Here is a 14,879-nt window from a genome sequence, read left to right on the forward strand (position 1 = left end):
TATTTGTTCATATGAACTTAAATATCTATAAATTTAAAAGATTCTTTCAATTGCCCCATGTATTCCTGGTCTTTCAGAACACGTTTTCTGAGGATTTTATGAATGCCTGACCCATACTGGGCTGCCTTTTTAGGTCTTTTAACAATCTCCTGGGGCACACCCAGTTGATTGGCCACTTCTCTGAGAATGCACTTACGCATTTTGTCACTCGGGTCGCTTATCTTGTACGTCATGGGTATATCCATGGCCATATCTATAATTTGAAGGTCAAGGTAGGGGACCCTGAGTTCCACACTGCTGGCCATGCACACCTTGTCGTCACGCTCCAGATTCACGTGGTAAAGATTTTCCACATCACCCTTAAGATCTTCCTGAGCCCCTTCACCCTTCTGATGGTAAAGATCAAGGTATCGGTGGTATCCTCCGAAGAGTTCATCGGCACCCTGACCTGATAACATCACCCTCTCCTCATTTTCATGGGCCAGCTTTGCGGCCAAGTAACCAGTCATTCCCACCCCTAATTTCATAACATTCCATTCTTCTATGGCATTTAATACCATGGGGGTGTATTCTCTAACAATAGCCTCATCAACCATTTGGATATAAAGGGGTAGATCCATATCACTTGCTACTTTACGGGCGAAGATTAGGTCTGGTGAATTCGCACTACCCACAGCATAGAGATCAGTTTGAACTCCCAGGTTTTTACAGATCACTGCCAGGAGGGTGCTGTCCACACCTCCTGAGAACAATATTCCTACCTTATCCAATCCTCTGATCCTTTTTTGCACAGATTTCTGAATAAGATCCTTTAAAATCCTTTTAAAATGCTCTTTATCAGGGTTTATGAGGGTATTTTTAGTTTTTGATTTTTCTGAGGATGGATCTACTTTCCAGGATAGTCTTGATGGTAAAGGTATTAATTCGTGTGAAGATGCGGTTTTCTGGTAGTATAACATTGAATTAGGGGGTAAACTAATGGTTTCATTAATCCCCACTTTCCACAGGGCCTTTTTTTCCGAGGCGAAACCGAATATACCATTTTCATTCCCATAATAAAGTGGTTTCACTCCCAGGGGGTCTCTAACTGCCACCAGATCCTTCCCATCATAGGCAGCGAAGGTGTAATCTCCATCTAAACGTTCCATGACTTTCATGATGCAGGGTGATAATGAACCATTATAATATTGGTTAATAAGGGCAAGAACAATCTCTGAATCGCTGTCTGTCTTAAAAATATAATTTGATTCCCTTACAATTTCAGAATAAAGTTGGGAATAGTTGTAGATTTCCCCGTTACAGATAAGGATTATTTCGTTATGTTTTAAGGGTTGTGCAACTTCTGATCCCACAATTGATAGAAGGTTATGGCCCAATCCTAGATTACCCTGTGGTACGGTTAATTCCTCTAGTTTACCCCTGGATATTGTACCATCCACATAAACTCCGGAACTATCCGGACCGCGGTGTTTTAGGGTCAGTAACATATCATACAGTTTTTTATTGATATTTTCCCCAATCCCAATGATACCGGTTATTGCACACATATTCAATTCCCTTTTTTAATAATTACCTTTTTTTAATAGTTTATAGTTGAACGTTACATCTATTTAGGCTCTTTTTAATGTATTATAGCATGATTACACGGATTAATGGCCAATTTTGATTTTTTGAACATTAAAAACTATCTTTGGATATTAAATACTTAAAGAATATTTGGTGTTGACCCTTTTATGTGTTGATGTTTTTGTGGTATGGGAATGTTAGTAATTCTTCCAGGGTCCAGATATGGTCTGTGATTCCTACGGACATCATAGGTGTTCTTTTTTGATATTTTCTCCACAATTTACCATTTAAATGTGTTTTGCAAGGTTTTTTCAGGGAATCGTGTGTTCGTACGAAGTTATGGTCTGTCATTTGTAGTGTGGCGTGGTGTTGGAGCCATTCGTCTTTTTTGGAATATCCTAATGTTTTTCTTGTTAATCTGTTGTTATCTTGTCTTAAAGTCAAATTTTCTCGTTCTATGTAAGAAGTAGAGATGAAACTAAAGTCAATATCTTCTTCCATACCATATATAATGCGTTTTTCAATATTAACCACTTTACTTCCCTCTCGCTCCTTCACTACTTGAGCATATTTTAACTCAGGCAATGGCATTTGTTTCGGTTTTCGTGGACGTCCTCGTTTATCGGTCCTTGAAAACTCCTTTGTATAGCTGTATCTGTCCAATAGTGCTTGTGCGTAGTATTTTCTTCCGTCGGTGACAAATAAAGGTAATTCCTCTTCGTTTATTCGATCACATGTTTGTTTAACAATCTCATCAGCCGCATCTTGAGTCATGGCACCTGCGTAGGCTGCTAGGATTAGTCTGTGTTCAGGTGCGAAGCTTAACCAGATCCATCTTTCATCTTCTGATTCATGCTCCATTCTCGGAACTGTTTTTTTTTAACAAAAGTCCACAACTCATCTAACTCCACTTTATCAACTTTTATGTCTTTCATAAGGACTTTGTTTATTTCTTCGCTGTGTTCAGAAGCTATGCGCAGCCATCTGCGCACAGTATCCAGTTTAACACCTAAAACTTCTGCTGTGCTCCGTAAACTCATGCCTTTTAAAATCATTTTCAAAGCCAAAAAAACTGTCTCTTCATTTGTTCTTAAATCGTGTAATATTGTATTTGAATGTGAAGTGAAACTTTTAGAGCATGTTCGACAAATAAATTTGTGAACAGGACCATTTTTTGTCTGGTAGGTTCCATTACCCACAATATTACCGTTTTCAGTTTTCCCGTAATCTGCACAGCTCTTGTTAGGACAAGCCACATCCACAAAACCAGGTTTAGGACCACGAACACCCATAAAAACACATCCCCTTAAGTATAAATATGGTCCTAACTACTATATAAAACTTCAGTATTTTGAAGGGTCAACACCGAATATTTTGAAGTTAACTTATTCTCCTATTAGCATATATTTGAAGACAAAATCAGGTTAATAATTGTTGTTAACCATAAGATAGAATTTAATTGGTTTATGGGGATTTAATTGGTTATAGGGGATTGTAAACGATTAAATGGAAAAGTTTTATATTTCCTTTTCATCTCGTTTTTTTAAGAATTATCAAATTTTAATTTATGTTAAAATTTATTATAAAAAATACATTATTCATTTAGGTTTGACATGCAAGCATTACAGTTATCTGGCATTTTACCCTTTTCCTGGTGTAACTGGCAGAGAACCTCATCGGTTTTCACTTTTTTACAGATTTCACAAATATGGGGAATTAAATCCTTCTGGGTCAGTTCTCCCTTTGCCAGTCCTTTAGCGAATTCTCTGATTAAAGATTGTGTTTCATCGTTGAATTTGATTCCATGGCCCCTCTTATCACTTATGTACTGGGAAACTGCTGGTTGAGTTATATCTAAAAGAACAGAAATTTCTTTTTGTTTCATTCCTTTGTTTAAGAGTTCTTTGGCCAACTCGGATCTTATGGTGGGGATAACGTACCACACTACTATTTCACACGGAGGTCTCATTTAAATCACTAAATTTCCAGACACTATTTCCTTTATAATCTTACTTTCCTTTGATTGATAAAATATATTACTAATTTCCTTTTCTTAAAATTCATGCCGAGCTTTCCCCACCACAGTCAGCAGTGTACTGATCCTGATTTAGAGAGATAATTTCCTGGTCAAAAAGGGTTAATTTATTGGCCAATCCCCTGAAGTATGGTATGTACACCCGGTGCAGTGTTAAACGGTTGGGGTTGATGTTACTTTCTTCTAACACTTTTTTCAACTGTTTCACCTTTTCTTTTATATGGGGATACATTATATCATCAGGATATTCTCCTAAGAATATACCATCGGCACCATTTTCAAAGGCGTATAAAATATGTTTTATCATTAAACGGTTCACAGAGGGTAGTTTAATGATACGTATTGATTCAGGATAGTTGATCTTGTTAATACCCATATTGTCTGCTGCGAGGTACCCCACATTATCCAGAAATGTTAAAATAACGCGTTCACCTTTGTTTTTATTTTTAAGGGCGCCTGCGATAACTGCAAATAATTTTTCATCAGCATTACCTCGGATGTTAATTGCTTCATCTTGGCATTGGGAAAGACAGACACCACAACCTTTGCAGGCAATGGGGTCAGTTTTAAGGTGATCTTCCTCAAGGTAAATGGCCTTGTATTTGCATATATTAAGGCACTGTTTACACATACTGCAGCGGTCAGAATCGATCTCAGCCACGAAGGGTTCAACTTCCAAGTTACCATTCATAAGCTCAGCTACTTTAGCTGATGCAGCATTGGCCTGGGAAATACTATCTGTAATGTCTTTGGGTCCCTGGGCGGTTCCGCAAACATAAATACCTTCCACATCGGTGTTGACTGGTTTTATTTTGGGGTGGCTTTCCCGGATGAACATATCCTCGGTTAAACCCACATCCAGAAGTTTGGCCACTTCTTTAGTTCCTTCAGAAGGTAAAATTGCCTCAGACAGGACTACCATATCGGTTTCGATTTCTAAGGGTTCGTTTCTGAGACTTTCCTCTGCCCGAACCACCAGTGTTCCATTTTTCCATGTTACTTCGCCCGCTCGGCCTCTGATTAATTTAATACCTCTTTTCTGCCCGTATCGGAGATATTTTTCGTACATTCCAGGGGTTCTCATATCGGTGTAGCAGATCATAACCTCGGTCTCCGGATAATAATGTTTAATGACATTAGCGTGTTTCATGGCCATCATACAGCAGACCTTGGAACAGTAGGGCATGCCATCTGGTTTATCATCCCTTGAACCCGCGCACTGTATCATCACCACTCTGCGGGGCACTTCTCCATTGGAGGGGCGTAGTAATTGCCCTTCAGTGGGGCCATTTACACCCGTAATTCTGGCTAACTCCATCTGGGAGACCACATCCGGGAATCGCCCGTATCCGTATTCTGGTCTTTTGGTAAGGTCAAATCCCTGATGACCGGTGGCGATAATAACTGAACCCACATTGAGTGATAAGATTTCGGTTTCCATGGAAAAATCAATGGCATCCATTTTACAGGTTTCCTGGCACTCCCCGCACTGTATACAGTTTTCTGCATCGATGGTGTAAACATCAGGAACTGCTTGGGGAAAAGATTTGTAAATGGCTTTACGGATGGTCATGCCTTCATTCCAGGAGTTGGGTACCTCCACCGGGCATACTTCTGCACAACTTCCACAGGCTATGCAACGTTCTTCCTTCACAAATCCTGGTTTTTTCTCTATGATTAAATTGAAATTCCCTGCTCTTCGTTCTGATCTTATAAGCCGGGAGTTGGTTAGGATCTTGATATTTTTATTCTCCACCACCTCGTTAACCAGTGGATTTAAAAGACACATGGCACATTCTTCGGCCAGTTTCTCTGGAGAAAAAACTTTACCAATCTTCACCATGGATCCACCTACTGTGGATTTTTCTTCAATAATACGGGTTTTTATACCCTGCCTTGCCAGGGAAAGAGCGGTGGTAATCCCAGCTATACCACCACCAATAACTGCTACACTCTTCTTGGTACGTCGCAGTAAAGGATTTATGGGTTCTGAATATTTTGCCTTTTCAATAGCAGCGTTGGTAAGTGAAATAGCCTTATTGGTGGCTTGTTCATAGTCAAGATGCACCCAGGAGCATTGTTCACGGATGTTAGCCATCTGCATAAGGTAGGGGTTTAGGGGTTGAACATATTTCTGGAAGGTTTTTTCATGGGTGATGGGTGAACAGGCGGCCACCACTACCCGATCAAGGTCTTTATCAATAATGGAATCCCTGATCAATTTACGGCCATTTATTGAGCATAAATTCTCAAATTCCTCCACTAATTCCGCATCCAACGATGATCTTAATCGGTCCATGTCCACGTTATCGGATATGTTACCACCGCAGCGGCATAGAAAAACACCCACCTTAAGCTTTTCCTTGGCAGGGTTAGCAGTAAAAATGTTTCTAGTCAATTATACATTCCTCCAAAATGCAGATTCATGTTAATCTTCCAAAGTTTTCATGAATTGCCAATAAATCGTGTTAAAACTTAGATGCACCATATAATTTTTAAATTTTTCATTATATCAATAAATCATTCTAATTTCAAAGATTTCCAATCATATCCCTATATAATATTATATATTTCCATGAGTTCAATAATCCATTAATTAATGGAATATCATTCATTAATCTTTAATTTGAAATTTTTAAGGGATTTTTGGACAGTATCAATCCCCAGTTTTTTAAGAAGTGGCTCCACGGGTACAGTGTGGGTTTGGATTCCCACCACTTTATATGGGTCTGCGCCCATGGCCAGGGCCATAAACTGGGATATATTCAGGTGGAATATGTTTAAATTGGTGTTGAGTTTCTTCTCAATCACTGGCTGGTAACGGTCAAACTGCATCTGACAGTTGGGACACATGTGGAGCAGTATATCAGTCTGGTTATCCTTGAGGCTCATGAGCTTCTCCGCAGTGACTTTAAGGGAGAGTTCATTATTGGTGAAACGCTGACCGAAACCAGCACCACAGGTGAGTCTCTTCTGATCATACCAGTCAATAGTACTGACCCCACAGGAAGCAGCCACTTCATCCAGGAGCAGGGGGTTGCGCACACCACAAATGGTATCATGGTAATGTATTTTACAGTAATGGCAGCCATGGTGGGTGGCAATACTGTACTGTGAAAAATCAATTTTGGGAAAAGCTTCAATCTCTTTCCTTTTGCTGTGAAGAACCTCTGCAGTATGGAAAATTTTTTTATGAGGATCCATATCTCCCTTATGATAAGCCATATGACCCAATCCACTATCATCTAACATCTGGTTGACCAGATTTCGCGCTTCATCATTTTCTTCCAGGATTTTAGCCGCCTTTTTCAGTATAGCATAGCAGGTGGCACACATAGCTGTAATGTAAGGATGTCCAGTTTCCCGGGCAATGTAAAAGTTCCGGGCAGCCAGGACTGTGGTGGGAAGCTGGTCAAAGAGGTCATAATAGTATCCCAAGCCACTGCAACAGGACTGGCGTTCGTCTCGATGGTATTCTATTCCCAGTTGGTCAAAGAGAAATGTGGTGGATGATTCCACTCCAGGATATTCAGTACTCACCAGACAAGTTTTAAAGAGTAAAAGTTTTTCAGTGGGTATTTTTTTCATTCTAACCGCCTTATGTTTTCCAGTCTCTGGGTGAGCCCGGTGATTTTGAGAATTTCATTTATTTCATCCATTGATTCAGCAGGTAAACTAACTGGTCCCAGTCCCAGTTCCTCCCGCACGCTTTCCAAGTTAACTTTAAAGTCAAACCATTCTGAACCGAAATCCTCCACCAGCTTGTCAAAGAATGCCGTGGGAATGGTGCCCACTCCAATGTCCAGGAAATTTTCACCGTAACTTAAGAATGCGGCTATTTTTTCAAGGCCTTTACCTTCTTCTATTGCCTTCTGGCGTAGTATCTGGTTCACCTCACTGGGGCTGTTGTTAACCGGGCAAACACTGTGGCAAGTATAACAGTAAAAACAGTTCCATATATCCTCATCAGAAAGAATATCCTGATTTCCCTCTAACACATTTTTAACCATTTTTCGAGGGTTGTAATCACTATAACGTGCTCCGGGACATAGGGATACGCACATACCGCATTGTATGCATTTGAATAGTTCCAAGGTTGGTGAAGCCCTGAGATCATCCAGTATCTCCCTGGCCAGCTGCGATGAATCTTGGTTAATTTTAAGGGTTTTCATTCCAGATTTACCTCTTAGATGTTTTCCATTCTTATTTTAAATAATGAGTGGTGATTTATTGGGAGTGTGATTCTCCATAATAGTAAAACTTAGTTTAAAATATTTTTCGAGGATGGTTCCTATCATGCCAGTTGAGAATATCTAATATTTAAATGTAATTTTGCTAAATGTAATTTTTCATTGGAAAAATATCAATGTAGGTTCAAGTTTTAGATTAATTTTTAATGTATTGGTAATATCTTAATGTATCCTTCTATCAAGATCATGTAATTAAAAAAAATTATTCATCCTCTAAAAGTATGTCCAGTATGCTTAATCTGTCTCTTATTTCATCAGAAAGTTCCCAGTCCTTTTTTTGCCTCAGTTTATCCCTCACCTCAGTTATTATATCAACCAGCTCCCCAGTAATATCATTTTCAGGGGATACTTCTGGGGAGAAGTTGAAACCCAGAATATCTCCCACTTCTATGAAGAAAATATTAACTTTCTTCAAAGTCTCATTGGAAAGTTCGCCATGATTAATGATTCGGTTAATTTCTCTTGTAAACTCAAAAAGTACGGATAAAGCCGAGGGGGTGTTGAAATCATTATCCATGGCGTTCATGAATTTTTGACGGGTTTCATGTAATAGGCAACTATGAATTTCATCCAGTTTCCCATTTTTGGGAATTTCACTTTCCAGGAGTTGGTTTATATGTTCATTTAATTTATAAATCCTTTTCAAACTATTAGCTGATTGTTCCAGAGTATCCTGGCTGAAATCAATGGGACTCCGGTAATGGGTGGACAGGACAAAGAAACGGAAAACATCAGGAGGATAAGTTTCCAGGAGTTTCCGGATGGTGATGAAGTTTCCAAGGGATTTGGACATTTTATCTCCTGAAACATTTAAAAATCCAGTGTGCATCCAGTAACGGACCATGGGTTTCTTGCCAGATGAAGATTCCATTTGGGCAATCTCTGCTTCGTGGTGGGGAAATATTAAATCCAGACCACCACCATGAATATCATACTGGGCTCCGAAATACTCTTCGGTAATGGCAGTGTCCTCGATATGCCATCCAGGACGTCCACTACCCCATGGGGAGTTCCAGCAGGGGTTATCATCCTTTTTCTTCCATAATGCAAAATCTCCAGAATTTTTCTTAGCATCATCAGGGTTGATGCGATGAGTGTTCAATTTCTGGAGATTGCGATTGGAAAGTTTACCAAAATCAGGAAAACTGGACTCATCAAAGTAAACCCCGTTCCGAGTTTCATAGGCAAATCCCTTATCCAAAAGGGTTTCTATCTGGGATATGATTTCAGGGATGTGTTCTGTTGCCCGGGCATAAAGGTTAACACTGGTAACACCCAGGGTTTCCATATCCTCCAAGTATTTAACCTCAAATTCACGGGCCAGATCCAGAGGATCCTCTCCAGTTTCAGCTGCCCGATTGATGATCTTGTCATCGATATCAGTGATGTTCTGCAGGTAAAAAACACTGCAACCCTGATGTTTAAGGTAGCGGACTATGACATCAAAGGCGATGTATGTCCGGGCGTGACCTATGTGGGAGTAATCATAGACAGTAGGTCCGCAAACGAATAGTTTTACCCTATTACCTTTAAGGGGTTTTAAAGCTTCCTTACTGCGGGTAATGGTGTTGTATATTTTAATCATAGGATCACTGTTTGTCCTACTTTTTATCATGGAGCACGGTATCTAATTTTATCACAGCGAACAGTTTTTCTACTTTCATAAGGTCTTAAGGTTTTTTTACTAAGCCACAGTTTTTTTACCACACATTATTTATTTAACTAAAATACTAATTTGCCCTGAAAAATAGTTTAATAACAGAATTAAAGGCCGAGATCGGGATTTGAACCCGAGTATCGTGGTCTGCAGCCACGCACCTAGCCACTCGGTCATCTCGGCATTTTTTTTGATAGAGTTAGTATACCAATTTATAATAGTCAATTATTTCTATAATCATCAATTATTTATCAATTCAACTTATTCGGTGTTAACTGGACTTTTTTGTCTAAGTGGACTTCTTTGGTACAGTTCTATCTTAATATTCTCATTTCTAGAATCATAATCGTAAATAAAATAAAATGAATAATGCAGTAATTTAAGCATTATTCAATCTTTTTACCAGCTTCTGGGCCGGGTTGCACTGAGTATATTTCGGTAACTTTAACCACGATGGCTGCTTTAGGGTTGAGTTTGGTCATCACATTCTGTGCCCATTCCACCACTTCATCGAAGAACTTGCCTGATTCGAATATCTCTGCAGTACCCTTAAACTGGTAAGGATTCATTTTAGCGTCTTTGGTTACCAGGGAAACGTGAGGGTTTTCTTCAATGTTTTTATGGGTTTTGTTCATGTAATTATCAGCGATTAATATGCTTTGGCTGTCGATGGGCCTTGCAAAGCCTATTGGAACCACATTTGGAATTCCTTCATTGTTGGCAGTCGCCAGGAATACTAAGTCCTTTTCTATTGCTTCCATCATCTCTTCAGTCATGGTCATTTATATCACCAAACATTTAATAACTATAGTTATATTTTATATTCTCCTTAATTACATTTTCATGTGTTTAAAGTTGTGTGTTTTAAAGCATTAATTTATCTGTCTTTAACAATCATAAAGCAAAAAGGGGGGATTGTAAATTTTAGGTTTAACCTTGAAGATTTACCAATAGGTTACCCTTAGGAAAATTAACATCGTTTACTCTTAGGAAGATTTACCATGGATTAGATAATTTTACTAGGAATAAGATAATAAGATTCAAGGGAGGTTAAATGAAATAACTTTTTACACTTAAATTTAAAAATAAAAAGAATCTAAAAAGATGAAGAAATATTATATTACACTTAACATAGAATTTACCAAGAAATAAAATAAATTAAATTAAGGTATTTTCTAATGAAATATTCGGTAAAAAAGTTTATTGGGGCGATAATCATGAGTTATATGGATCACTCTGCCACTTCACCAGTTGACCCGGAAGTTTTAGAGGCTATGCTGCCTTATTTTAAAGAATCATTTGGAAACGCATCAACATTATACTCCCTGGGAAGGGAAGCCAGAACTGCAATGGAAAAAGCACGAAAACAAGTAGCATCACTCATAGGTGCCAGGGCAGAGGAAGTTTACTTTACCAGCGGGGGAACCGAGTCAGATAACCTGGCTATCAAGGGAACAATCAGCAGACTGAAGGGTAAAGGTAATCATATCATTACCAGTGCCATCGAACACCCTGCAGTGGAAGAAACCTGCAAATACCTTGAAAAAAACGGATACACGGTCACATACCTGCCAGTGGGTGAAGATGGAATTGTTAAGATGGAAGATTTAAAGGAATCTACCAGGGAGGATACCATCCTCATCACAATTATGCACGCCAACAATGAAATCGGCACCATTCAACCCATTAAAGAAATTGGAGCTCTGGCCAGGGAAAAAGGAATTCTTTTCCACACGGATGCCGTGCAGAGTGTGGGTAAAATACCAGTCAACGTGGAAGACATGAATGTGGACCTTTTATCAATATCCGCCCATAAACTCCACGGACCTAAAGGGGTAGGAGCCCTGTACATCCGTAAGGGTGTGCGGATTGATCCACTATTCCATGGTGGGGGTCATGAGAGGGGGGTGCGGCCCGGAACAGAGAATATCCCTGGAATTGTAGGTTTGGGCAAAGCCTGTCAACTGGCCGAAGAAAATCTGTATGAAAACATGGAGTATGTGGCATCATTGAGGGATCAGCTTATAAAAGGAGTGCTGGGGAGTATTGAACAATCATTTCTCAATGGACACCCCACCAAAAGATTACCCAACAATGCTAATTTCCGTTTCAGCAGTATAGAGGGAGAATCACTAATACTGCAACTGGATTTTAAGGGAATTAACGCATCCACGGGATCAGCCTGTTCCTCTAATAAACTGGAACCCTCCCATGTCCTTATGGCTATAGGGCTTGAAGAAGTGGATGCCCATGGTTCACTACGCATTAGCCTGGGAAAAGAAAACACCCCTAAAGATATTGATTCCTCTATAGTTGTCATAAAAGAAGTGGTTGAAAGATTAAGGAGTATGTCTCCACTCTGGTGTCCCGGTGGGAATTAATATTACTTAAAATAAGGAAATTAAATGATCAAAAATTAGGAGATGGATTATGTACAGTGAAAAAGTTATGGATCATTTTTCCAACCCTCGTAATGTGGGTGAGATAGAAGATGCAGATGGTGTTGGAACCGAAGGTAATCCAACTTGTGGGGACCTGATGACCATTTATATCAAAGTTGAAGATGAGATTATAACCGATATAAAGTTCAAAACATTCGGTTGTGCGGCAGCAATAGCCACTAGTAGTATGATAACTGAGATGGCTCTGGGAAAAACCATAGAAGAAGCATTGAAGATTACCCGGAACGATGTGGCTAATGAACTGGAAGGATTGCCCCCGGTGAAGATGCACTGCTCCAACTTAGCAGCAGATGCATTAAGGGCAGCCATTGAAGATTACAGGAAAAAACAGACATGAAAATCTGCTGAGGATTAATCATTGATTAAATCCTTTGATTTTTAGATTTCTATTTAGATTTTTTATTTAATTTTCATCAGATCATTTTTTTAATCATTATTTTTCCAGAAAAAATTTGTTAATAAAGATAACAGGTATTTTTAATAATGTTAATACTATTTTAAAAAATAATTGATAAATCAGTTATTTAACCGAAACGTTTCTTCAAAGCACGTATTACAGCTGCCATATCTTCTTTGGACATACATGCCACAGCATCGTCCAGATCATCCCATAACATTCCTTTGAAGTTTTCAACGAAGTTTTCAACTTCACTTTCGGTCATACATGTTTCAGCCATATGCCTTTCCCCCTGATTTTTTATTATTGTTATGTTCTATAACTTTGCGGAGATTTATTTTTTTGGGGTAAACTTTGTCCATGTAAAAAGAATATTTTGTAATATGTATCCTTAAATTACAACTCACAGACCTACCAATTACTTCTAATCTCTAAGTCTCCTGATGGCTTCATCAAAGAGTATCATTGACTTTTCCAGAATCAAATTCACGGAGTAATTACATTTAGAGCGTAAATTGATAATGTTCTTGGCTTTACCATTTGATTCAATGAGTACCAGGGGGTAACTCCTGCAGACCTGTGGTCGGGAGTTGTATATCCCGCATTTGTTGGTTTCATCATCAATGAATTTGCAGGGGCGGATATCTTTCAGTTCAAAGTGTTCAGGGTAGAGTTTGTTGCGAATAATTCCCTTTTCCAGATCTGGGTTGAAGGTGAGCAGTAGGTTGAGTTCATCCTTGTGTATGAAAATGGATTCAGATTCCCTGCAGCATCTTCCACAAATGGTGCACCATTCCTGATGTTCCTTGGCTAACTCATAGTTTGATGGTCCACCTATTGCATCTAAGCTGATGATGTCTGCCAGTTGGATTATTTCCTTAAGGTCCCCTTTACTGACACCTAATTTCTTGTACCTTTTAACAGATCTTTTCTTTTTCAGTCTATTGAAGACCGCTTTTTCCAGGAGCTCAATCTCTTCATTGGTATTCATTCCTCCATCATCAGATTCCAGAAACTTCTCTCTAAGGGTTTCAAACAGTTCTTTATTAATAAGAAGATCTCTTAACATGGGTTGACACTCACTTTCCTAATTCACTACCAGGGCATAGAAACCATAGATCAACCAAAACTATCAGACTATCTTTCAGTGGATGCATGAGGGGGCAGTGATTTAAATAATTAAGTATTATTGAGAATTTATATTAACTTAATGCATTATTTTAAATTTTCAATTCATTTAATCAAATTAATAGTTCATCTAATCAGTTGAAAAGATTTTAAAACTTTTTTAAACTCCTCTTCAGCATCAATAGTTTCCAAGGCTTCTAAAACCAGTGGTAATTCTGCATTGGTCTCAGGATAACGGGGAACTGCAGAACAATCACTATCAGGGAGTATGGATATCTCATAGGTTCCTAACTTCTTGGCCAAGTCTTCAATTTCCACCTTATCCATCCCTATCAATGGGCTTATGATGGGCATGGATGTTGAATAGTGGGTAGCCAGGATGTTGGGAAGGGTCTGTGAGGCCACCTGCCCTAAACTGCTACCATCAACAATGGCCAGACATTTCTCCCTTATAGCTAGCTTTTCAGCTATTTGGTACATTCCATTCTTACAAAGTACGCAGGTCATCCTCTCAGGACCTTTATCAATGCACTTGCTGAGGAATTCTCCGTAATCCGCCTGATAAAGATTCAGCTTCGCCCCCACAGAATATTCCTTCAGTTTCTGGTATATTTTCATGATCTTATCATTGGATCCAGAGGTGTAGGGATGGGTGTTGAAGTTAAGCAGGGTCACACTGCAACCTCGCTTCATCATTAAAAAAGCAGCTACCGGTGAGTCAATTCCACTGGAAATGAGACATATAACTCTTCCCTGTGTCCCGATGGGCAGACCACCCAGTCCCCTGATTTTCTGATGATATATGTAAGTTTTATCCCCCCGGATCTCTACAAATAGTTCGAAATCAGGATGGGTGAGGTCAACCTTGGACTTGGTTATCCCATAAACCACTGACCCACAGTATGCAGCCATTTCCTGGCTGGAAAAGTCATGATTACCAACCCTCCTGCATCGTATGGCGAATGAATCCTCCCCTGAAAAAATACCATCCTCAACCAGTTCCCCTATGTAGGATTGGATGAGTTCCTTTATGGATTCATGATTGGTTCTAGTCACACTTGCTGGGCTGTAAGAAACTATTCCCACAATTTTTTTAAGAGATTCAATGGCTTTGGAAAGATCATGGGGATAAATGAATATTCTACCCTCTTTTAATTCCACATTGCCCCCGATAACTGTTTTAATATTTTCAATTAGTTTACGCTCGAACCTTCCCCGTACTTTAGGGCTTTTAACCCCAATTTCGCCATAACGGACAATTATTAATTCATTCACCATTTTAAAACTCCTGAAAATTTAGAAATATATTTCATAGCATGATTTAAGCATTAAACACATATTTACCTACGATATGAAGTTTTTTAGTTAAAATTTTTCATTAATT

Annotated in this window: 14 protein-coding genes and 1 tRNA gene; 2 read left to right on the forward strand and 13 right to left on the reverse strand. The window is 39.0% G+C overall.

The features are described 5' to 3' along the window. Positions 1 to 17: 17 nt before the first annotated feature. From asnB to BK009_RS02495, 10 genes are all read right to left on the reverse strand, one after another. Entirely contained in the window at positions 18 to 1,547 is a 1,530-nt protein-coding gene (asnB, locus tag BK009_RS02450; RefSeq protein ID WP_100908919.1) for an asparagine synthase (glutamine-hydrolyzing), read from the reverse strand. 184 nt (positions 1,548 to 1,731) lie between these two features. After that, positions 1,732 to 2,427, reverse strand: a complete 696-nt coding sequence (locus BK009_RS02455; RefSeq protein WP_100907199.1) for a hypothetical protein — start codon at positions 2,425 to 2,427, stop codon at positions 1,732 to 1,734. Beyond that, on the reverse strand, positions 2,388 to 2,858 hold the full coding sequence (locus tag BK009_RS02460) for a helix-turn-helix domain-containing protein (protein ID WP_100907200.1): 471 nt from the start codon (positions 2,856 to 2,858) through the stop codon (positions 2,388 to 2,390). The genes BK009_RS02455 and BK009_RS02460 overlap by 40 nt, the downstream gene beginning before the upstream one ends. A gap of 302 nt (positions 2,859 to 3,160) precedes the next feature. Continuing rightward, complete coding sequence (locus BK009_RS02465; RefSeq protein WP_100908920.1) at positions 3,161 to 3,535, reverse strand: transcriptional regulator; 375 nt, start codon at positions 3,533 to 3,535, stop codon at positions 3,161 to 3,163. Between the two features lie 91 nt (positions 3,536 to 3,626). Further along, a complete protein-coding gene (gene hdrA, locus BK009_RS02470) occupies positions 3,627 to 5,999 on the reverse strand; it encodes a ferredoxin:CoB-CoM heterodisulfide reductase subunit HdrA (protein ID WP_100908921.1) in 2,373 nt (790 codons plus the stop codon). A gap of 209 nt (positions 6,000 to 6,208) precedes the next feature. Then, on the reverse strand, positions 6,209 to 7,189 hold the full coding sequence (gene hdrB, locus BK009_RS02475) for a ferredoxin:CoB-CoM heterodisulfide reductase subunit HdrB (RefSeq protein ID WP_100906479.1): 981 nt from the start codon (positions 7,187 to 7,189) through the stop codon (positions 6,209 to 6,211). Next, positions 7,186 to 7,773, reverse strand: coding sequence for a ferredoxin:CoB-CoM heterodisulfide reductase subunit HdrC (hdrC, locus tag BK009_RS02480; RefSeq protein WP_100906478.1), 588 nt, complete (start codon positions 7,771 to 7,773; stop codon positions 7,186 to 7,188). The genes hdrB and hdrC overlap by 4 nt, the downstream gene beginning before the upstream one ends. A 280-nt stretch (positions 7,774 to 8,053) precedes the next feature. Further along, positions 8,054 to 9,436, reverse strand: coding sequence for a cysteine--tRNA ligase (gene cysS, locus BK009_RS02485; RefSeq protein WP_100908922.1), 1,383 nt, complete (start codon positions 9,434 to 9,436; stop codon positions 8,054 to 8,056). 184 nt (positions 9,437 to 9,620) lie between these two features. Beyond that, positions 9,621 to 9,691, reverse strand: a tRNA-Cys gene (locus tag BK009_RS02490). Between the two features lie 203 nt (positions 9,692 to 9,894). Further along, positions 9,895 to 10,290 (reverse strand): pyridoxamine 5'-phosphate oxidase family protein, encoded by a 396-nt coding sequence (locus BK009_RS02495; protein ID WP_100906476.1) that lies wholly within the window; start codon positions 10,288 to 10,290, stop codon positions 9,895 to 9,897. 435 nt (positions 10,291 to 10,725) lie between these two features. Here BK009_RS02495 and nifS point away from each other — a divergent pair, with 435 nt between their 5' ends. Together nifS and nifU are read left to right on the forward strand one after the other, a co-directional pair. Beyond that, positions 10,726 to 11,889 (forward strand): cysteine desulfurase NifS, encoded by a 1,164-nt coding sequence (gene nifS / locus BK009_RS02500; protein ID WP_100908923.1) that lies wholly within the window; start codon positions 10,726 to 10,728, stop codon positions 11,887 to 11,889. 49 nt (positions 11,890 to 11,938) lie between these two features. Beyond that, the gene (gene nifU / locus BK009_RS02505; RefSeq protein WP_100908924.1) at positions 11,939 to 12,307 is read left to right on the forward strand and encodes a Fe-S cluster assembly scaffold protein NifU; all 369 of its coding nucleotides are present in this window, start codon (positions 11,939 to 11,941) and stop codon (positions 12,305 to 12,307) included. Between the two features lie 187 nt (positions 12,308 to 12,494). Here nifU and BK009_RS12470 read toward each other — a convergent pair whose 3' ends face one another. The 3 genes from BK009_RS12470 to thiI form a co-directional block, all read right to left on the reverse strand. Beyond that, positions 12,495 to 12,647: a hypothetical protein gene (locus BK009_RS12470; RefSeq protein WP_169032943.1), complete on the reverse strand. Its 153-nt coding sequence runs from the start codon at positions 12,645 to 12,647 to the stop codon at positions 12,495 to 12,497. A gap of 144 nt (positions 12,648 to 12,791) precedes the next feature. Then, entirely contained in the window at positions 12,792 to 13,436 is a 645-nt protein-coding gene (locus BK009_RS02510; RefSeq protein WP_100908925.1) for a YkgJ family cysteine cluster protein, read from the reverse strand. Positions 13,437 to 13,621: 185 nt separating this feature from the next. Beyond that, positions 13,622 to 14,773 carry a tRNA uracil 4-sulfurtransferase ThiI gene (gene thiI, locus BK009_RS02515; RefSeq protein WP_100908926.1) on the reverse strand — a complete coding sequence of 384 codons (1,152 nt, stop codon included), beginning with the start codon at positions 14,771 to 14,773 and terminating at the stop codon, positions 13,622 to 13,624. Positions 14,774 to 14,879: the final 106 nt, after the last annotated feature.

Source organism: Methanobacterium subterraneum (assembly GCF_002813695.1).
Lineage (GTDB): Archaea > Methanobacteriota > Methanobacteria > Methanobacteriales > Methanobacteriaceae > Methanobacterium > Methanobacterium subterraneum.

Bases quoted from the DNA above. Each gene is read 5' to 3' on its own strand.
- asnB (WP_100908919.1), bottom strand. From the start codon at position 1,547: ATGTGTGCAATAACCGGTATCATTGGGATTGGGGAAAATATCAATAAA.
- BK009_RS02455 (WP_100907199.1), bottom strand. From the start codon at position 2,427: ATGGAGCATGAATCAGAAGATGAAAGATGGATCTGGTTAAGCTTCGCA.
- BK009_RS02460 (WP_100907200.1), bottom strand. From the start codon at position 2,858: ATGGGTGTTCGTGGTCCTAAACCTGGTTTTGTGGATGTGGCTTGTCCT.
- BK009_RS02465 (WP_100908920.1), bottom strand. From the start codon at position 3,535: ATGAGACCTCCGTGTGAAATAGTAGTGTGGTACGTTATCCCCACCATA.
- hdrB (WP_100906479.1), bottom strand. From the start codon at position 7,189: ATGAAAAAAATACCCACTGAAAAACTTTTACTCTTTAAAACTTGTCTG.
- hdrC (WP_100906478.1), bottom strand. From the start codon at position 7,773: ATGAAAACCCTTAAAATTAACCAAGATTCATCGCAGCTGGCCAGGGAG.
- cysS (WP_100908922.1), bottom strand. From the start codon at position 9,436: ATGATTAAAATATACAACACCATTACCCGCAGTAAGGAAGCTTTAAAA.
- BK009_RS02495 (WP_100906476.1), bottom strand. From the start codon at position 10,290: ATGACCATGACTGAAGAGATGATGGAAGCAATAGAAAAGGACTTAGTA.
- nifS (WP_100908923.1), top strand. From the start codon at position 10,726: ATGAGTTATATGGATCACTCTGCCACTTCACCAGTTGACCCGGAAGTT.
- nifU (WP_100908924.1), top strand. From the start codon at position 11,939: ATGTACAGTGAAAAAGTTATGGATCATTTTTCCAACCCTCGTAATGTG.
- BK009_RS12470 (WP_169032943.1), bottom strand. From the start codon at position 12,647: ATGGCTGAAACATGTATGACCGAAAGTGAAGTTGAAAACTTCGTTGAA.
- BK009_RS02510 (WP_100908925.1), bottom strand. From the start codon at position 13,436: ATGTTAAGAGATCTTCTTATTAATAAAGAACTGTTTGAAACCCTTAGA.
- thiI (WP_100908926.1), bottom strand. From the start codon at position 14,773: ATGGTGAATGAATTAATAATTGTCCGTTATGGCGAAATTGGGGTTAAA.